General features: G+C 42.7%; 17 protein-coding genes. 15 read left to right on the top strand and 2 right to left on the bottom strand.

The window, feature by feature from the left end:
• The first annotated feature begins 746 nt into the window (after positions 1-746).
• The 5 genes from Xind_RS11625 (at position 747) to glnB (ending at position 6,547) form a co-directional block, all read left to right on the top strand.
• Positions 747-2,186 (top strand): sensor histidine kinase, encoded by a 1,440-nt coding sequence (locus tag Xind_RS11625; protein WP_187650083.1) that lies wholly within the window; start codon positions 747-749, stop codon positions 2,184-2,186.
• A 32-nt stretch (positions 2,187-2,218) separates the two neighbouring features.
• Positions 2,219-3,127 carry a two-component system QseEF-associated lipoprotein QseG gene (qseG, locus tag Xind_RS11620; RefSeq protein ID WP_231571461.1) on the top strand — a complete coding sequence of 303 codons (909 nt, stop codon included), beginning with the start codon at positions 2,219-2,221 and terminating at the stop codon, positions 3,125-3,127.
• Complete coding sequence (gene glrR / locus Xind_RS11615; RefSeq protein WP_047683036.1) at positions 3,124-4,461, top strand: two-component system response regulator GlrR; 1,338 nt, start codon at positions 3,124-3,126, stop codon at positions 4,459-4,461. Before qseG ends, glrR begins: the two co-directional genes overlap by 4 nt.
• Positions 4,462-4,570: 109 nt before the next feature.
• Positions 4,571-6,193, top strand: a complete 1,623-nt coding sequence (locus Xind_RS11610) for an NAD+ synthase (RefSeq protein ID WP_187650082.1) — start codon at positions 4,571-4,573, stop codon at positions 6,191-6,193.
• Positions 6,194-6,208: 15 nt separating this feature from the next.
• Complete coding sequence (glnB, locus tag Xind_RS11605) at positions 6,209-6,547, top strand: nitrogen regulatory protein P-II (RefSeq protein WP_038267821.1); 339 nt, start codon at positions 6,209-6,211, stop codon at positions 6,545-6,547.
• Positions 6,548-6,755: 208 nt separating this feature from the next.
• Here glnB and hmpA read toward each other — a convergent pair whose 3' ends face one another.
• Positions 6,756-7,961, bottom strand: coding sequence for an NO-inducible flavohemoprotein (gene hmpA / locus Xind_RS11600; RefSeq protein ID WP_338114350.1), 1,206 nt, complete (start codon positions 7,959-7,961; stop codon positions 6,756-6,758).
• A 337-nt stretch (positions 7,962-8,298) separates the two neighbouring features.
• Between hmpA and glyA the strand changes: the two genes are divergently transcribed.
• Together glyA and Xind_RS11590 are read left to right on the top strand one after the other, a co-directional pair.
• Entirely contained in the window at positions 8,299-9,552 is a 1,254-nt protein-coding gene (gene glyA, locus Xind_RS11595; protein WP_047683044.1) for a serine hydroxymethyltransferase, read from the top strand.
• Between the two features lie 163 nt (positions 9,553-9,715).
• Positions 9,716-10,942: a 3-phenylpropionate MFS transporter gene (locus Xind_RS11590; RefSeq protein ID WP_187650080.1), complete on the top strand. Its 1,227-nt coding sequence runs from the start codon at positions 9,716-9,718 to the stop codon at positions 10,940-10,942.
• A 125-nt stretch (positions 10,943-11,067) separates the two neighbouring features.
• Here Xind_RS11590 and suhB read toward each other — a convergent pair whose 3' ends face one another.
• Positions 11,068-11,871, bottom strand: coding sequence for an inositol-1-monophosphatase (gene suhB / locus Xind_RS11585; protein ID WP_038267838.1), 804 nt, complete (start codon positions 11,869-11,871; stop codon positions 11,068-11,070).
• A gap of 125 nt (positions 11,872-11,996) precedes the next feature.
• Between suhB and trmJ the strand changes: the two genes are divergently transcribed.
• The 8 genes from trmJ to fdx all read left to right on the top strand — a co-directional run bounded on the left by trmJ (position 11,997) and on the right by fdx (position 18,367).
• Positions 11,997-12,752, top strand: coding sequence for a tRNA (cytosine(32)/uridine(32)-2'-O)-methyltransferase TrmJ (gene trmJ / locus Xind_RS11580; RefSeq protein WP_047683125.1), 756 nt, complete (start codon positions 11,997-11,999; stop codon positions 12,750-12,752).
• A gap of 139 nt (positions 12,753-12,891) precedes the next feature.
• A complete protein-coding gene (gene iscR, locus Xind_RS11575) occupies positions 12,892-13,386 on the top strand; it encodes a Fe-S cluster assembly transcriptional regulator IscR (RefSeq protein WP_047683048.1) in 495 nt (164 codons plus the stop codon).
• Positions 13,387-13,434: 48 nt separating this feature from the next.
• A complete protein-coding gene (locus tag Xind_RS11570) occupies positions 13,435-14,649 on the top strand; it encodes an IscS subfamily cysteine desulfurase (protein ID WP_187650079.1) in 1,215 nt (404 codons plus the stop codon).
• A 24-nt stretch (positions 14,650-14,673) separates the two neighbouring features.
• Positions 14,674-15,060, top strand: a complete 387-nt coding sequence (gene iscU / locus Xind_RS11565; RefSeq protein ID WP_047683052.1) for a Fe-S cluster assembly scaffold IscU — start codon at positions 14,674-14,676, stop codon at positions 15,058-15,060.
• 124 nt (positions 15,061-15,184) lie between these two features.
• Positions 15,185-15,508: an iron-sulfur cluster assembly protein IscA gene (gene iscA, locus Xind_RS11560; RefSeq protein ID WP_047683054.1), complete on the top strand. Its 324-nt coding sequence runs from the start codon at positions 15,185-15,187 to the stop codon at positions 15,506-15,508.
• Positions 15,509-15,540: 32 nt separating this feature from the next.
• Positions 15,541-16,062 carry a co-chaperone HscB gene (gene hscB / locus Xind_RS11555; RefSeq protein ID WP_187650078.1) on the top strand — a complete coding sequence of 174 codons (522 nt, stop codon included), beginning with the start codon at positions 15,541-15,543 and terminating at the stop codon, positions 16,060-16,062.
• A gap of 119 nt (positions 16,063-16,181) precedes the next feature.
• A complete protein-coding gene (hscA, locus tag Xind_RS11550; protein ID WP_047683059.1) occupies positions 16,182-18,029 on the top strand; it encodes a Fe-S protein assembly chaperone HscA in 1,848 nt (615 codons plus the stop codon).
• Positions 18,030-18,031: 2 nt separating this feature from the next.
• Complete coding sequence (gene fdx / locus Xind_RS11545; RefSeq protein WP_038267871.1) at positions 18,032-18,367, top strand: ISC system 2Fe-2S type ferredoxin; 336 nt, start codon at positions 18,032-18,034, stop codon at positions 18,365-18,367.
• Positions 18,368-18,378 lie beyond the last annotated feature (11 nt).

The raw sequence follows: 18,378 nt of genomic DNA, 5'->3' as shown, positions 1-18,378 counted from the left end.
AAAAAGACAAAAAGTCATCTCAGGAAGCTGCAAAGAAGAAATAAACATGTTGCTCGCTTTTTTCTGCACCCCAAAATTAATTATGCTGCATGATGGGAGTATGGGCATTTGCACACCGGGTTAATAATGCTGGAGTTATGAGTTAAAGAAATTAATTGTTTTAAAGGAGTGTCTCTAAATTGCGACAATGGTATGTTTTAGTGTCTCAAAAAAGAGACATTTAATTGATTGATTTAATTCATAGAACATATTTTTGTGGTTTGGTGTCATCAATTGGCGACAAAAATATATGACGTGAATAAAAGAATAAGCATAAAAAAATGTGAACATTAAAGTGGTTTTTATTTTTATTTATTAAAATCAATGAATTAAATTATATTTTTGAAAATTGGCACGTAATATGCTTAATGGTATGTAGTTGCTCATTCAATTTTTTATGTTGGCCCACAAAGTAGGGTGGAAATATGCCACATAAGCCAGGAATGACGCCAAAGTAAGGTGCCTACCGTCCAATTAATGATATTCGCTTTCTGGCCTTATCAAGCAACGGGCGACACGTGGAGTGAGGCACCACCTATCTGTTTATCAATGATCCTCACTGGCGGGGGTAGTAGAAAAAATACTACCCCGCCGTCATTATTGGAGACAATGTCTTCCTCCGCATCTTGTGCACAAGTATCATCTTGACATACCACTCTTTATAGCTATTTATGTCGGTTAGCATCAATGTAATTACAGGTTATAAGATGATTTCTCTGAAAAAATGGCGTTTATTTCCCCGCTCATTGCGTCAATTGGTTGTAATGGCTTTCTGGCTGGTGCTATTGCCGTTGTTGGTACTGGCATATCAGGCATATCAAAGTCTTGATCAGCTCAGTACACAAGCGGCAGAAATTAACCGCGCAACGCTATCTGATGCCCGGCGTAGTGAAGCAATGATAAGTGTCGCTCTTGAGATGGAACGCAGCTACCGTCAGTATTGTGTATTGGGAGATATCCGGCTGGAAAAACTCTATCAACGTCAATATCAACAGTATACCAGTATGTTGAATAATCAGATGGCGATGCTGGCTAATAGAGAATATAAGGATAAATTTAATCAACTATTGTCGGGCCTGACAAATATCACTTGTAATAATGGCGTACCAGAGCCTGAGTCGGCTAAACTGCTTGAGCAGTTCTCAAATGCCAATAATCAGTTAGTACAGGAAACACGCAATATCATTTTCACCCGTGGTGAGCAATTGCAGAAAGACATTGCTGATAAGGGGCGGTTTTTTGGCTGGCAAAGTTTAATTCTATTCCTGCTGAGTGCTTTCTTAATCGCACTTTTTACCCGGATGATCATTGGGCCGGTAAAAGGCATTGAACGAATGATCAATCGATTAGGTGCAGGACAAACACTGGAAAGTAAGATTGAATCTTTTAAAGGCCCCAGAGAATTACGTTCACTGGCATTGCGGATTATTTGGTTGAGTGAGCGTCTATCTTGGCTTGAATCTCAACGACATGAATTTTTACGTCATATCTCCCATGAATTGAAAACACCTCTCGCCAGTATGCGTGAAGGTACGGAATTATTGGCGGATGAAATTGCCGGGCCACTGACAACCGACCAAAAAGAAGTGGTCAGTATTCTGGATAGCAGTAGTAAACATTTGCAGCAGCTTATTGAGCAATTGCTCGAATATAATCGTAACATCGTGAATAATCCTGCTGAACACCAGATGGTGTCTTTAAAAGAACTCGTTGATAGTGTTGTTCTGTCACATCAGTTGCCTGCACGGTCAAAAAATATTTATACAAAAATCCAATTAGATGCTGATAATTGTTGGGCTGAACCTAAACTATTGATGCGAGTCATTGATAATCTCTACTCCAATGCAGTGCACTATGGCGCTGAATCCGGTAACATTTGGATTTCCAGTCGGCAATTAGATAAAAATATTCAGATTGACATTGCCAATACAGGAACGCCTATCCCTGATTCAGAAAAAAGCATGATTTTTGAACCATTTTACCAAGGAAAACTTCAGCGCAAAGGAGCGGTCAAGGGAAGTGGCCTTGGTTTGAGTATTGCGCAGGACTGTATTAAACGGATGGGAGGGAAACTTCATCTGATAGAAACTGACTTTGCTGATGTATGCTTTCGGATTGAACTGCCATTAACCGCAGAGAATGACTAAATAATATGCACAACAGGTTTATTCACCACTTTATGATGAAGACGGAGATGATGAAAACGGAGCAGCAAGATATTGAGACCCGAACAATGAAAAAAACGGCGGTTATAGCGTGCTTGTTTGAACGAGCTTCACTCCTGCGTTTTCGTGCCATAGTTTTACTGTTTGTTCCCTATTTACTGACAGGATGTGTCTCAAATTCCGGTTCTGATGATTTAGTCACGATTGCCGAATCTATTATACCAGAGCAACGTGTCACAGATTATCGCATCAAGGGGTGCGATGTAATATGGGATATCGCAAAACCAGCCGCAACGGAAAATGGTCTTTATTGGTTAAAATTGATGGACTGTACGAATAAACTGCCTCCAGTAGAAGCCCGCAATATGGCAAAACGGTTTACGCCGACAGAATGGTCACAAGTTTTTAAGCAGAGTATCCTTATCGACCAAGCTGCACCGTCATTAATTGAACGGCGTAAGATTATGGAAAGTTTGAATCGATATAGCCTGCAATTTCCGTCTTCAATATTGTCATTGTTGCAGTTGTGGAGTGAACAGCAATATTTAAAAATCAATCTGGCAGAACAAAAGTCAAAATATCAACGATTACAATTTGACAGTGATGCCAAAATTGATCGATTGAAAGAGACACGGGCCCGTTTGGAGTATGAACTGCGTTCAATATCCCGCAAATTAGAAAATCTAACGGATATTGAACGTCAGCTTTCTTCCCGCAAGCAAGTCCAGAACAATTCTAACTCTCCGGTTTCAGGTGAAACCGGACAAGGTGAAAGAGAACATGCAGTTGATACGGGTAATAAGGTGAATAATACTAAACCGGAAACTAAACCGGAAAACAAGCCAGAAACAGGATCAGAGTTAACCCCGCAAACGAAAACAGAAGCTAATTCTTCAGAAGAAAAAGGAGCTGAATCACCATGACCGTACGCAATCCCGCTCATCTTCTTTTAGTTGATGATGATCCAAGTCTATTAAAATTATTGGGGATGCGTCTGACTAGTGAAGGATTTCGTGTCACAACAGTGGAAAGTGGGCATGAAGCATTACGCATGTTGCTGAAAGAGAAAGTGGATTTGGTCATTAGTGACTTACGCATGGATGAAATGGATGGCATGACGTTGTTTGCGGAAATCCAAAAACAGCATCCCGGTATGCCGGTGATTATTCTCACAGCACATGGCTCTATCCCGGATGCTGTTGCTGCGACACAACAAGGGGTATTTAGTTTTCTGACTAAACCCGTTGATCGTGATGCACTTTATAAAGCTATTGATGATGCGCTGGAATTATCAACACCAGCTATAGATGGAAAGTGGAGTGAACAAATTGTCACACGCAGCCCGCTAATGTTGCGTCTGCTGGAGCAGGCGAAAATGGTGGCTCAATCTGACGTTAGTGTTCTGATTAATGGGCAAAGCGGAACGGGTAAGGAAGTTCTGGCTCAGGCTATCCATCGTGCAAGCCCGCGTGCGAAAAAACCTTTTATTGCCATTAATTGCGGCGCCTTACCTGAACAATTGTTGGAGTCTGAGTTATTTGGTCATGCTAAAGGTGCATTTACTGGGGCAGTCAGTAGCCGGGAAGGCCTATTTCTGGCCGCACAAGGAGGAACTCTGTTCCTTGATGAAATTGGTGATATGCCATCAGCACTACAAGTCAAATTATTAAGGGTCTTGCAGGAGCGTAAAGTCCGTCCTTTGGGAAGTAACCGAGATTTGGATATTGATGTCAGGATCATTTCCGCAACTCACCGTAATTTGCCAAAAGCGATGCAGCGTAATGAATTCAGGGAAGACCTCTATTATCGATTAAACGTAGTTAACCTGAAAATCCCGGCTCTGAATGAACGTGCAGAAGACATTCCTTTATTGGCAAATCATTTGCTGCGTGAATCGGCCAAACGCCATAAACCTTTTGTGCGCAGCTTTTCCACTAATGCGATGAAATGTCTGATGGCTGCCAGTTGGCCGGGTAATGTCCGCCAATTGGTCAATGTTATCGAGCAGTGTGTAGCATTGACGACAGCTCCGGTGATTAGTGATGCTTTAGTTATGCAGGCATTAGAAGGCGAAAATACGGCATTGCCGACATTTGTGGAAGCGCGTAGTCAGTTTGAACTGAATTATTTGCGCAAATTGTTGCAAATGACAAAAGGGAATGTTACCCATGCTGCTCGTATGGCAGGACGTAACCGAACAGAGTTTTATAAATTGTTGGCTCGTCATGAGTTGGATGCTAACGATTTTAAAGAATAACCTTTCTGTTATTTAAATCCATAAAGTTGAAACGGTATTTAAAGCCGTAAGAGATTGACTGTCTTCATCAGGCAGAGAAGTGAATAATGGCCCAGGAGAGCCGCATTCTATGAGTCGTACTCTTAATATCGCCCTTGCTCAATTAAACTGGTTAGTAGGGGATATCGAAGGCAACAGCGATCGCATGTTGCAGACAGTGCAAGAACAGCAAGAAAAGGGCGCTGATCTCGTCGTGTTTTCTGAGTTAGCATTGTCGGGATATTTTCCTGAAGATCTACTGTTCCGTTCTGATTTTCATCAGCGCTGTCGTGAACAATTAGTACGTTTGCAGGAAGCAAGCTCTCAGGTTGGTATTTTAGTTGGCCATCCGTGGCAACAGGACGGAAAAATATATAATGCTCTTTCTCTGTTCTGGAAAGGTGAAACCGTTGCCCGTTATTTCAAACAACAATTACCCAATTATGGTGTTTTTGATGAAGAACGTTATTTCAAAGCGGGCAAGCAAATCTGTGTTGTACCATTTAAAGGCTATAATCTCGGTTTGTTGATTTGTGAAGATTTGTGGTTCGATGCGCCGATTGATGCCTTGAAAGAAGCAGGAGCTGATATCATTCTGTCCATTAATGCGTCTCCTTTTAATCGTGAAAAACCGAATATCCGTAGCACATTGATTAAATCACACTGTCAGCGTATTCACTTGCCAATAATTTACCTGAATCAGGTTGGTGGACAAGATCAACTGATCTTTGATGGCTGTTCAAAAGTTTTTGATGTAAACGGTGAAATTACTCATCGCATGGTAGCTTTTGCAGAACAAGTTGAACAGTGTCGTTTCAATGAAATGACAATTGAGCCGATGGCAAATCCGGCTCCCCAATTACCGCCACTTGCACAAATTTATAAGGCATTGGTGCTCTCTGTACGTGATTATGTGCAGAAAAATGGTTTTAAGGGAGCATTACTCGGTTTATCCGGTGGTATTGATTCAGGTTTGACACTGGCAATTGCTGTTGATGCTTTGGGTAAAGAGCATGTACAGGCTGTGATGATGCCATTCCGCTATACCTCTGAAATGAGTATTCATGATGCCAGAGAACAAGCAGAATTACTCGGTGTTGAATTTGACATAGTATCTATCGAACCTATGTTTGATGCGTTTATGGCTCAATTGGAGCCTATATTTGCGGGTACAAAGAAAGATACCACTGAAGAGAATTTACAGGCACGTTGCCGGGCAGTTGTCTTAATGGCAATGTCAAACAAACGCCGTCGTTTGGTGTTGACAACCAGCAATAAAAGCGAATCGGCGGTAGGTTACTCGACCCTGTACGGTGATATGGCTGGTGGCTTTAATGCTTTGAAAGATGTTCCAAAAACTATGGTATTTGCATTAGCGAAATACCGTAATACAGTATCTCCTGCTATTCCTCAGCGTGTCATTGATCGTCCACCATCTGCGGAACTGGCTCCTGATCAGCTCGATCAGGACAGCTTACCACCGTATGACATGTTGGATGCCATCCTTGAGGGATATGTCGAAAAAGATAAATCTGTGGCTGACTTAGTGGCTGAAGGTTTTGATGAAGCTATTATTCGTAAGGTGATCCGGTTGGTGGACATCAATGAATATAAACGTCGTCAGGCACCGATTGGTCCACGTATTACACAGCGTGATTTTGGTAAAGACAGGCGCTATCCGATTACGTCTGGTTTCGGGCGTAAGAACTGGTAATAACAGGAAAACTTCATGAAAAAGATTGATGCAATTATCAAACCTTTCAAGCTCGATGATGTGCGTGAAGCTCTGGCTGAAGTCGGTATCACTGGTATGACGGTGACAGAAGTAAAAGGTTTTGGTCGTCAGAAAGGGCACACTGAACTGTATCGTGGTGCAGAATATATGGTGGACTTTCTGCCTAAAGTCAAAATAGAAATTGTCGTACCGGATGATATTGTTGATACCTGTGTCGATACTATTATGCAGACTGCACAAACTGGCAAAATCGGTGATGGCAAGATTTTTGTCTTTGATGTTGCTCGCGTTGTGCGAATTCGTACTGGTGAACAGGACGAAGAGGCGATTTAACCGCATTCCACATTCTTTGCAAAGAGAAAAGAGAATAGCTTGAAAAGTTGAATTGCCTGAAAAAGTGATAACGGCGGTAATATGGGTAATTAATCCACCTCTTAATAAGAGGTGGAATGCTGACATCCTGAGCTGTCTTAACCGTTATCACTTATCCCCAAATTTATGCTTTTCACTAAATTTACAAAAAATTGTGCATAAATTCATGTTAGATCACTTTATGTGGGCCAAAACATTCATAGTGAATATGTTGCTCGTTAATACCCATGGTTATTAGCTGCTTGGCAATATGTTGCATGAAAGCCAACGGCCCACAGAAATAGAATTGCATCCCTTCAGCACTTATCGCCTCTTTTACAAGAGACAGATCCATCAATCCGACATGTTGATAATGTACGCCCTGCTGATCTTTATCTCTGGGTTCACGATACCAAACCTGAGAATTCAGAATCGGCATGGATTGGGCAATTTCTTTCACCTTATCGGCAAAGGCATGATAGCCGCCATGTTCTGCTGCGTGAAACCAATTGATTACACTTTGGTGCTGCTGACCGTGCAGATATTGCAGCATACTCATCATCGGAGTTAATCCGACTCCCGCTGAAATGAGGGTAACAGGGGTATCAGGCTGGACATCAAGGAAGAAATCACCTTTTGGTGCAGATAGCGATATGATATCTCCTTCCTGTACTTTGTCGTGCATATGATTCGAAATTTTGCCATAAGGCTCCCGTTTAATAGCAATTTGATAATTGCGGCCATTTGGAGCTGAAGTTAATGAATATTGACGAATTTCGCGGTTTTTAAAGGTTGGATCTTCCAGATAGATACTCAAATATTGCCCCGGTTTATAATCCGCGACTTTGTCATCATCAACGGGTACGAACTCAAAGCTGGTAATGATATCACTCTGCAGTTGTTTACGGCTGACACGAAATTGACGTAAACCCCGCCAACCTCCTGCCGAAGATTCGCTACCCTGATAAATGGCTTCTTCCCGATTGATAAAAACATCGGCCAATATATCGTAGGCTTTTTTCCAGGCATCGAGAACTTCATCAGCCGGATGAAATAGTTCATCAATTGTTGCCAGCAGATGGGTACCGACAATTTTATAGTGTTCCGGTTGGATATTTAGGCTCGTATGTTTATGAGCGATCTTTTCTACTGCCGGTAGAAGAGCAGATAAGTTATCAATATTAGAAGCGTAAGCACAAAGGGCATTAAAAAGAGCTTCACGCTGCTCGCCGTTAGTTTGATGGCTCATGTTAAAAATATCTTTTAATTCAGGATTGTGTCTGAACATGCGTTCATAAAAATGAGCAGTCAACTTTGGCCCGGTAGAAACGATCAAAGGAATAGTGGACTTTATAGTTGCGATAATTTGGTTATCTAACATTATGGTCTCCTGAATTTTTCTCGAATAATGCTTAGGAATATAAGATGCATTTTAAATGCAACTTATGCCATTGAGGAATACATTAAAGCAAGAAAGAGATATTATCTTGATTTAAGTCAAAAACTCAGAATTTGTATTGCAACAATGAAGATTTGACTGGAATCACAAAGAGCAACAATAAATTTAAAGCGTGTAATCAGGATAACAGGGCATCCTGCTACAGGCGTAGAGGCAATCGTTTGCGTAAAATCTCTTGTCAAGACTATCTCATTTGATAAAAAGAGTTTACACTGTGTCAAATTCTGGCCCTCAGGGGTATTTTTTAGAGATGTAGCTGAGTCAGGAGAACCTAATGTTAAAGCGTGAAATGAATATTGCGAATTACGATCCCGAACTGTGGCAAGCGATGGAACAGGAGGTTTGTCGTCAGGAAGAACATATTGAATTGATTGCTTCTGAAAACTACACCAGTCCAAGAGTTATGCAGGCTCAAGGATCTCAGCTCACTAACAAGTATGCGGAAGGTTATCCGGGTAAACGCTACTATGGTGGTTGTGAATATGTTGATATCGTTGAACAACTGGCAATTGACCGAGCAAAAGAGTTGTTTGGTGCAGATTATGCTAACGTCCAACCACACTCAGGCTCTCAGGCAAATGCTGCGGTGTATATGACACTGTTGCAACCAGGTGACACTGTCTTAGGGATGAATCTGGCACATGGTGGCCATCTGACTCACGGCTCTCCGGTTAACTTCTCAGGTAAATTATATAACGTTGTTCCTTATGGCATTGATGAAAATGGCAAAATCGATTACGAGGATATTCGTAACCAAGCGCTGAAACATCAACCTAAAATGATCATTGGTGGTTTCTCTGCCTATTCTGGTGTGGTTGATTGGGCGAAAATGCGTGAAATTGCTGATGAAATCGGTGCATATCTTTTTGTTGATATGGCTCATGTTGCTGGATTGGTTGCTGCGGGTGTTTATCCAAACCCTGTTCCCCATGCACATGTTGTTACGACTACCACTCATAAGACTCTGGCAGGTCCACGTGGTGGTCTGATTCTGGCTAAAGGGGGTGATGAAGAGTTGTATAAGAAATTGAACTCTGCTGTTTTCCCTGGTGGTCAGGGCGGTCCGTTGATGCATGTCATTGCCGGGAAAGCCGTTGCACTGAAAGAAGCAATGGAGCCGGAGTTCAAAATATATCAACAGCAGGTTGCGAAAAATGCCAAAGAAATGGTAGATGTGTTCCTGCAACGTGGTTACAAAGTTGTTTCCGGTGGTACTGACAACCATCTGTTCCTGTTGGATCTGGTGGATAAAGATATTACAGGTAAAGAAGCGGATGCAGCATTAGGGCGTGCCAATATCACTGTTAACAAAAACAGTGTACCTAACGATCCTCGCAGTCCGTTTGTCACTTCGGGTATTCGCATTGGTACTCCAGCAATTACTCGTCGTGGTTTCAAAGAAGCGGAAACCCGTCAATTAGCTGGCTGGATATGTGATGTGTTGGATAACATCAATGACGAAGCAGTTATTGAAAGTGTTAAACAGAATGTGTTGGATATCTGTGCAAAATATCCGGTTTACGCATAATTGAGATTAATATACCGTCAATATTGAGCTTATATCCAAATCGATTTCAAGTTGCAGCCAATAAAGCGGTAGCTTGAAAGATGAAAGGTATATCAGGTATCAAGCCCGACTCATAACATTAGTTTTGAGCGGGTTTTTTGCATTAAAAAATGGGGGCATTTGGATGGTTGTTCCATCAACATTTTGGCTAGGGTTAGGTTATTTCACTTATTTTTTTGCTTTTGGAATATTTTTACCTTTCTGGTCAGTTTGGTTACAGGGAGAAGGTATTACTCCTTCTATGATCGGTGTACTGTTAGCTATCGGGTTAGTTTCTCGTTTTCTCGGTAGTTTATTTATTTCTCCTACTGTTAAAGATCCTTCTAAATTAATTAACGCATTAAGATTACTTTCCTTATTGGCTTTGGTCTTTGCTGTTAGCTTTTCCTTTAGTAGTCACTGGGTATGGGTTGCCTTTGTCATGATAGGTTTTAATCTGTTTTTTTCACCTCTGGTTCCTTTATCAGATGCTTTAGCGGGAACCTGGCAAAAACAGTTTACTTTTGATTATGGCAAGGTACGTGTATGGGGATCGATTGCCTTTATTATCAGCTCTTCTTTAGCGGGGATATTGATGTCAGCCAATGGCATTGATTTAGGGTCAGATTTCAGCTTTTCCTTTGAAAAAATCAATAATTGGATTGGTATCAATTTATTTGGTCATCACAATATCATCCTTATTTCCCTGATTTTCAGTGTTGCCATTATGTTGCTAGGAATGATGCTAAAACCTTCTATTATGCCGGAGGGCAAGATTAAGGTAGAAAATACCAACACAGTATCATTCAGGAAATTATTATCCGAAAAATCGGTATGGCAATTTTTATTATGTGTGACGTTGTTACAAGCAGCTCACGCAGGTTACTACAGTTTTGGTTCTATTTATTGGGAAAAGGCTGGCTATTCTGCATCAACTATTGGTTATCTCTGGTCATTGGGCGTTGTCGCAGAAGTTGTCGTTTTCACTTTTAGTAAACAGCTATTTCGACACTGGAGTGCCCGTAGTCTTCTATTGCTCTCTGCCATTTGTGGGGTTATGCGTTGGGGGTTAATGGGAACATTCACTGAGTTGCCAGTTCTGATTATTATTCAGATCCTACATTGTGGAACTTTTACAGTCTGTCACTTAGCTGCCATGCGCTTTATTGGTGCCAGAAAAGAAAATGAAGTTATCCGCTTACAGTCGGTTTATTCTGCGTTAGCGATGGGCGGTGGTATTGCAGTGATGAGCGCAATAGGCGGTTTTTTGTATGAGCATATGGGAAGCGGTATCTATTGGGTAATGGCATTGGTTGCATTACCTGCAATTTTCTTACGGCCTAAAGTAGAAACCCAAATACATTCGTTGTGAAATGCATGCGTTGTGAAATACGTTTATTGAGAAACACATTCATTATCAATAAAATCGTAAATAAAAAAGGGCACCAGTAAATTTGGTGCCCTGAAAATAACATTGCTCAAATAGTTGTTTTATAATTAACGTTTCAGTGCTTCAGTTAATTCTTCGCGCATCTCAGATAGCATGTCTTTAACAATACGTGGGCTGCCTGCAACGATGTTACCGGAACTGATATAGTTGTGACCACCAACGAAGTCAGTAACAATACAGCCAGATTCACGTACTAGCAGTTCACCCCCCATGAAATCCCATGGTTTCAGGCCGATTTCGAAGAAACCGTCAACACGTCCGGCGGCAACATAAGCCATATCCAGAGCCGCAGAGCCAGTACGACGAAAATCTGCACAGCGCTCAAATAATTTACCCAATACATTCATGTAAGGGATAGCGTGTTGTTTAGCTTTGAAGGGGAAACCAGTGGCAATGATTGTGCCATCCAGATCACGCGCATTAGTACCGCGCAAACGGTAACCATTTAATTGAGCACCTTGACCACGGGTTGCGGTAAACAGTTCATTACGCATTGGATCGTAAACAACAGCCACTTCGGTGCGGCCTTTGATGCGTACAGCGATAGAAACAGCGAAATGAGGGAGACGTTTAATAAAGTTAGTGGTGCCATCCAGTGGATCGATCACCCATTGGAAATCGTCTTCTTCACCTAAATGTTCACCTGTCTCTTCAGTGATGATAGTGTGCTTAGGATAAGATTTACGGATAATGTCAATGATCAGCTTTTCTGCTTCACGATCAACATTAGTGACGAAGTCATTACTGCCTTTTTGGCTTGCTTCGATAGCATCAGGAGTTTCATAACTTTTGGCAATGTAATTGCCGGCTTTACGCACAGCGCGTATAGCGATGTTTAGCATCGGATGCATGGGGTATCTTCCACCAGGATTTTAAAGAACGGGAAACAAATTGGCGCGCATTATAGCAGTAGTTCGTCAAAATGACTAATGCTGTGTTAAGATATTCGGCTCTTATACTGAAATTAAAAGCCGTCATGTTAGAGAACATCCGCATTATTCTGGTAGAAACCTCCCACACGGGCAATATGGGTTCAACTGCCAGGGCTATGAAAACAATGGGATTGACCAACCTTTATTTGGTCAACCCACTCGTCCAACCTGATTCTCATGCCATTGCACTTTCAGCCGGTGCCAGTGATGTTATCGGTAATGCCACTATCGTGGATTCTCTGGATGAAGCATTGGCTGGGTGTGAATTGGTTATTGGAACCAGTGCTCGTTCCCGAACACTTTCCTGGCCAATGGTTGAACCACGTGAGTGTGGTGAATGCTGTGTCAAAACAGCCAAAAATTCACCAGTAGCTATTGTGTTCGGCCGTGAGCGTGTGGGGCTGACGAACGAAGAACTCCAGAAGTGTAACTATCATCTTTATATTCCGACTAATCCAGAATATGGTTCGTTGAATTTGGCTATGGCTGTTCAATTGGTCAGCTATGAGATTCGTATGGCATACCTTGCTACTGAGGAAAAATCGGAAAAAGCGAATGCTGCCGATCATGAAGCTGAATACCCACTAGCTGAAGATATGGAACGTTTTTATCAGCATCTCGAACAGGTGTTAAGCCATTCCGGTTTTATTCGTAAAGCGCATCCTGGGCAGATAATGAACAAATTAAGACGCCTTTATACCCGCGCACGTCCGGAAATTCAGGAATTGAATATCCTGCGGGGTATTTTAACTTCTATGGAAAAATGGGCTGAGAAATCACCGGAATCTGGCAGAAAATAGTCTCTATAATAGAGAATATGGATGATAACAGAATGAAAGACAACCAAATAATAGTTGAGTAAATTACTAGGTTAAATAGTTGACTAAAATACTCAGGAATGTCACAATTTCACCCATATTTCACCATGGAGTTTTTGTTATGAGACTGACATCAAAAGGACGTTATGCGGTAACTGCCATGTTAGATGTGGCATTGCATTCACAAGAAGGGCCAGTGCCATTAGCTGATATTTCTGAGCGTCAGGGAATTTCCCTTTCCTATCTTGAGCAGTTGTTTTCTCGCCTACGTAAGAATGGTCTGGTTTCTAGCGTCCGTGGTCCAGGCGGCGGTTATTTATTGGGCAGAGATGCCGGTAATATTTTCGTTGCCGAAGTGATTTCTGCTGTTGATGAATCCGTTGATGCAACTCGCTGTCAGGGCAGGGAAGGCTGTCAGGGCGGTGATCGCTGTTTGACCCATGCGCTTTGGCGTGATCTCAGTGATCGCATCACGAGTTTCCTGAACAGCATCAGCTTAGAAGAATTAGTGAATAATCAAGAAGTATTAGATGTTGCTGATCGTCAAGACAGCGATAAACGCCGTACAGCTAATGGCAGGGTTCAAGAGATGATTAACGTTAACCTGCAGGCTTAAAAAGCGGCAAACAGAAGTATTAAAAGAGTCTTACGGAGCATGTGAGCAATGAAATTACCCATTTATTTGGATTATTCAGCAACAACCCCAGTTGATCCGCGTGTTGCTGAAAAGATGATGAACTATCTGACTATGGACGGGGTTTTCGGTAACCCTGCTTCTCGTTCACACCGTTTTGGTTGGCAAGCTGAAGAAGCGGTTGATATTGCGCGTAATCAAATTGCTGATTTGGTTGGTGCTGATCCGCGTGAAATTGTATTTACTTCAGGTGCAACAGAATCAGATAACCTTGGTATTAAAGGTGCAGTAAAATTCTATCAGAAAAAAGGCAAGCACATTATTACCAGCAAAACTGAACACAAAGCTGTTTTGGATACTTGCCGTCAGTTGGAACGCGAAGGTTTTGAGGTGACTTACCTTTCACCGATGAGCAATGGCATGATCGATGTGAAAGAGCTGGAAGCTACAATGCGTGACGATACGATTTTAGTTTCTATCATGCACGTCAACAACGAAATTGGTATTGTTCAGGACATCGTAACCATCGGTGAAATGTGCCGTAGTCGCGGTATTATTTTCCATGTTGACGCAACGCAAAGTGTTGGAAAATTGCCTATCGATCTCAGCAAACTGAAAGTTGATCTGATGTCTTTCTCTGCTCATAAATTATATGGCCCGATGGGTATTGGTGCTCTGTATGTTCGCCGTAAGCCTCGTGTCCGCATTGAAGCACAGCAACATGGTGGTGGTCATGAGCGTGGTATGCGTTCCGGTACATTGCCTGTTCACCAGATCGTGGGAATGGGTGAAGCTTACCGTATTGCAAAAGAAGAATTGATAGCTGAGTCAGAGCGTTTGCGTGGTTTGCGCCTGCGTTTATGGAATGGCATTAAAGATATTGAAGAAGTCTACCTGAATGGTGATTTGGAACTGGGTGCGCCACACATTCTGAATGTCAGCTTCAACTATATTGAAGGTGAATCATTGATGATGTCGCTGAAAGATCTGGCCGTTTCTTCTGGCTCAGCATGTACTTCTGCGAGTCTGGAGCCTTCTTATGTTCTGCGTGCACTGGGCATGAATGATGAGCTGGCACACAGTTCTATTCGTTTCTCTTTGGGACGTTTTACTACAGAAGAAGAAATAGACTATGCAATCAAGTTGATTCACAACTCGATTGGTCACCTGCGTGAACTTTCTCCATTGTGGGAAATGTTCAAACAGGGGGTGGATCTTAACACCATCGAATGGTCTCATCATTAATCAGACGGTTTCAGGAGTAACGATATGGCTTACAGCGACAAAGTAATTGATCACTATGAGAATCCACGTAATGTTGGATCATTTGACAGTGAAGACCCTTCAGTAGGTAGTGGCATGGTTGGTGCACCCGCTTGTGGTGATGTCATGCGGCTGCAAATCAAGGTCAACGATGACGGTATCATCGAAGACGCACGTTTTAAAACTTATGGCTGTGGTTCTGCGATTGCCTCCAGTTCTCTCGTAACAGAGTGGATGAAAGGTAAATCACTGGAGCAGGCAGAAGCAATCAAAAATACGGAGATTGCTGACGAGCTGGAGCTACCCCCAGTGAAAATTCACTGTTCTATTCTGGCAGAAGATGCGATCAAAGCTGCAATTGCGGACTACAAGAACAAACGCCAGGCTAAGTAATTCTTTTGGCTAGAAGAAAATAATTTGGTGGATATTGCTTCAATATCCACCTTTACTGGTTTTGAAGGTGATAATTTCCTAGATCATAGCTTCAAAGCTCACAGTGTTAAAAGTGAGGTGTTGTATGTCAATTTCTTTGACAGAAAGTGCAGCCCAGCGTGTTTTAGCTTTTCTTGATAATCGTGGGAAAGGTGTTGGGTTGCGTCTGGGAGTGAGAACTTCCGGCTGCTCTGGTATGGCATATGTACTTGAATTTGCTGATGCAATTAATGATGAAGATCAGGTTTTTGAAGACAAGGGCGTGAAAGTTATCGTTGATGGTAAAAGCATTGTTTATCTTGATGGTACCGAGTTGGATTTTGTCAAAGAGGGCCTGAACGAAGGCTTTAAATTCAACAACCCCAATGTTTCCAGCGAATGCGGCTGTGGGGAAAGTTTTAACGTTTAACCTCCCGTACTTTGCGAAACCAAGAGTAACTTATGGACTACTTTACTTTATTCGGGTTGCCTGCGCGTTACGCGATAGACCGCCAACAATTGGCGACCCGCTATCAGGAGTTGCAGCGTCAGTTTCATCCTGATCGTTTTGCCAATCATCCAGAGCGCGAGAAAATGTTGGCACTTCAACAAGCTGCAACCATCAATAATGGTTATCAGATTCTGAAACATCCCCTGAAACGTGCAGAATACATGCTGTCTCAGCAAGGGTTTGATTTATCCAACGAACAACACACGATGCAGGATACTGCTTTCCTGATGCAGCAATTAGAGTTGCGTGAAGAGCTTGATACTATTGAACGTAGTGCGGAGCCTGATGTTGTATTAGCAGGTTTTTCATCTCGCTTGAACAAAATGATTAAAACTCGTAGTGAGCAGATGGAACAGCAACTGGATACCGAACAATGGTCAATCGCAGCCGATACTGTCCGTAAGTTACGCTTTTTAGATAAATTGCAGCAGCAGGTCGAACAATTGGAAGAACGATTGTTGGATGATTTTTAGCCGAATTGCTTTTTGGTGAATAACGCTTGCTGATTTAGCTATACCCTATGGATTTGAGGATGCAACCAACAAAGCTGCAACTTGAAAGGCGGGTATAAAGAGTTTTTATAGAGGCACACATGGCTTTATTACAAATCGGTGAACCTGGTTTATCTGCCGCACCACACCAGCGTCGTCTGGCTGCGGGGATTGATCTTGGCACAACACACTCCTTGGTTGCGACAGTCCGCAGTGGTCAGTCTGAGACCTTAGCAGATAGTGAAAACCGTCATTTGCTTCCTTCTGTTGTACAATACCGCAGAGATGAAATTCAAGTTGGCTGGCAGGCACGCCAACAGGCGGCTTCTGATCCTGTTAACACTATAAGTTCCGTCAAACGTATGATGGGGCGTTCTCTGGCTGATATTCAACAACGTTATCCAAATCTTCCCTACCAGTTTCAGGCTAGTGAAAATGGGTTACCGTTAATTGATACTGCGGCAGGTCTGGTCGATCCTATTCAGGTTTCTTCTGAAATATTGAAATCGTTGTCTCAACGGGCAGAAGAAACCTTGAATGGTAAACTTGATGGTGTTGTTATCACTGTTCCTGCTTATTTTGATGATGCACAACGTCAGGGAACGAAAGATGCCGCACGCTTAGCGGGCTTACATGTTCTTCGTCTCTTAAATGAACCAACCGCAGCCGCTATTGCCTATGGACTTGATTCGGGTCAAGAAGGGGTTATTGCAGTTTATGACTTGGGTGGTGGAACATTTGATGTTTCTATCCTGCGTTTAAGTCGTGGCGTCTTTGAAGTGTTGGCAACAGGCGGAGATACAGCGCTTGGCGGAGATGATTTTGACCACCTGTTAGCAGACTGGATCCGTGAACAGGCAGGTATCATCGATAATAGCCACGGCTTACAACGTCAATTGCTGGACATTGCGACACAAACCAAAATTGCCTTGAGTGATACAGATTCAGTGACAATCAACATTGCTGACTGGCAAGGCAGTATTACCCGTGATGAATTAAATGAATTGATCACACCACTGATTAAACGCACCTTAATGGCTTGCCGTCGGGCATTGAAAGATGCGGGTGTCACTGCTGATGAAATATTACAGGTTGTGATGGTAGGTGGTTCGACGAGAGTACCGCGCGTACGTAGCATGGTTGGTGAGTTTTTTGATCGTGAACCATTAACCTCTATCGATCCGGATAAAGTTGTCGCTGTTGGTGCGGCAATTCAGGCTGATATTTTGGTTGGTAATAAACCTGACAGCGAAATGTTGCTACTGGACGTTATTCCTCTGTCACTGGGCCTTGAAACCATGGGCGGCTTGGTGGAAAAAGTGATCCCGCGCAATACCACTATTCCTGTCGCCAGAGCACAAGAGTTTACGACTTTTAAAGACGGGCAGAGTGCAATGAGCATCCATGTTGTTCAGGGTGAACGCGAGCTGGTGGCAGATTGCCGTTCATTGGCACGTTTCACACTGCGTGGAATTCCTTCGCTGCCGGCAGGTGGTGCTCATATTCGTGTTACTTTTCAGGTTGATGCTGATGGCTTGTTAAGTGTCAGTGCTCTGGAGAAATCGACAGGTGTTGAAGCTTCCATTCAGGTGAAACCTTCTTATGGTTTGTCCGATGAAGAAATTGCCCGGATGATCAAAGATTCAATGACCAATGCGCAGGAAGATATTCAGGCGCGTAAGCTGGCTGAACAAAAAGTAGAAGCAGCACGAGTGCTGGAAAGTTTAACCAGTGCACTGGAAAAAGATGCTGATTTACTCAGCCAGGAAGAACATGCGGCAATTGATGCTGCCGTACAAGTATTAATTGAGAGTGCTCAGGGAACGTCTCCTGATGCGATTGAAAGTGCAATTAAACAATTGGACAAACAAACGCAGGAATTTGCCGCGCGTCGCATGGACACATCAATCCGCCGGGCTTTGGCGGGCCATTCTGTGGATGAGATTTAATTATGCCTAAAATTGTATTTTTACCTCATAACGAACTTTGCCCTGAAGGCGCAGTATTGGAAGCTAAGGAAGGCGAATCGATTCTGGACGTTGCACTGCGTAATGGCATTGAAATAGAACATGCTTGTGAAAAATCCTGCGCATGTACTACTTGTCACTGCATTGTCAGGGAAGGGTTTGACTCATTGGAAGAAAGCTCTGAAATGGAAGATGACATGCTGGACAAAGCATGGGGGCTGGAGCCTGAAAGTCGGTTAGGATGCCAGGCCAAAGTTGCTGATGAGGATTTGGTTGTTGAAATTCCTAAGTACACGATTAATCATGCACGTGAGCACTAATCTGAGAACTC

Origin of the sequence: Xenorhabdus indica, assembly GCF_014467235.1 — a bacterium.
Classification (GTDB): domain Bacteria; phylum Pseudomonadota; class Gammaproteobacteria; order Enterobacterales; family Enterobacteriaceae; genus Xenorhabdus; species Xenorhabdus indica.
The sequence above is the reverse complement of the archived record's forward strand: the minus strand, read 5'-3'. Positions and strand labels throughout refer to the sequence as shown.

What these genes read in the sequence shown, in the direction of transcription:
- Xind_RS11625 (WP_187650083.1), top strand. Translation starts at nt 747, where the DNA reads ATGATTTCTCTGAAAAAATGGCGTTTATTTCCCCGCTCATTGCGTCAA.
- qseG (WP_231571461.1), top strand. Translation starts at nt 2,219, where the DNA reads ATGATGAAGACGGAGATGATGAAAACGGAGCAGCAAGATATTGAGACC.
- glrR (WP_047683036.1), top strand. Translation starts at nt 3,124, where the DNA reads ATGACCGTACGCAATCCCGCTCATCTTCTTTTAGTTGATGATGATCCA.
- Xind_RS11610 (WP_187650082.1), top strand. Translation starts at nt 4,571, where the DNA reads ATGAGTCGTACTCTTAATATCGCCCTTGCTCAATTAAACTGGTTAGTA.
- glnB (WP_038267821.1), top strand. Translation starts at nt 6,209, where the DNA reads ATGAAAAAGATTGATGCAATTATCAAACCTTTCAAGCTCGATGATGTG.
- glyA (WP_047683044.1), top strand. Translation starts at nt 8,299, where the DNA reads ATGTTAAAGCGTGAAATGAATATTGCGAATTACGATCCCGAACTGTGG.
- Xind_RS11590 (WP_187650080.1), top strand. Translation starts at nt 9,716, where the DNA reads ATGGTTGTTCCATCAACATTTTGGCTAGGGTTAGGTTATTTCACTTAT.
- suhB (WP_038267838.1), bottom strand. Translation starts at nt 11,871, where the DNA reads ATGCATCCGATGCTAAACATCGCTATACGCGCTGTGCGTAAAGCCGGC.
- trmJ (WP_047683125.1), top strand. Translation starts at nt 11,997, where the DNA reads ATGTTAGAGAACATCCGCATTATTCTGGTAGAAACCTCCCACACGGGC.
- iscR (WP_047683048.1), top strand. Translation starts at nt 12,892, where the DNA reads ATGAGACTGACATCAAAAGGACGTTATGCGGTAACTGCCATGTTAGAT.
- Xind_RS11570 (WP_187650079.1), top strand. Translation starts at nt 13,435, where the DNA reads ATGAAATTACCCATTTATTTGGATTATTCAGCAACAACCCCAGTTGAT.
- iscU (WP_047683052.1), top strand. Translation starts at nt 14,674, where the DNA reads ATGGCTTACAGCGACAAAGTAATTGATCACTATGAGAATCCACGTAAT.
- iscA (WP_047683054.1), top strand. Translation starts at nt 15,185, where the DNA reads ATGTCAATTTCTTTGACAGAAAGTGCAGCCCAGCGTGTTTTAGCTTTT.
- hscB (WP_187650078.1), top strand. Translation starts at nt 15,541, where the DNA reads ATGGACTACTTTACTTTATTCGGGTTGCCTGCGCGTTACGCGATAGAC.
- hscA (WP_047683059.1), top strand. Translation starts at nt 16,182, where the DNA reads ATGGCTTTATTACAAATCGGTGAACCTGGTTTATCTGCCGCACCACAC.
- fdx (WP_038267871.1), top strand. Translation starts at nt 18,032, where the DNA reads ATGCCTAAAATTGTATTTTTACCTCATAACGAACTTTGCCCTGAAGGC.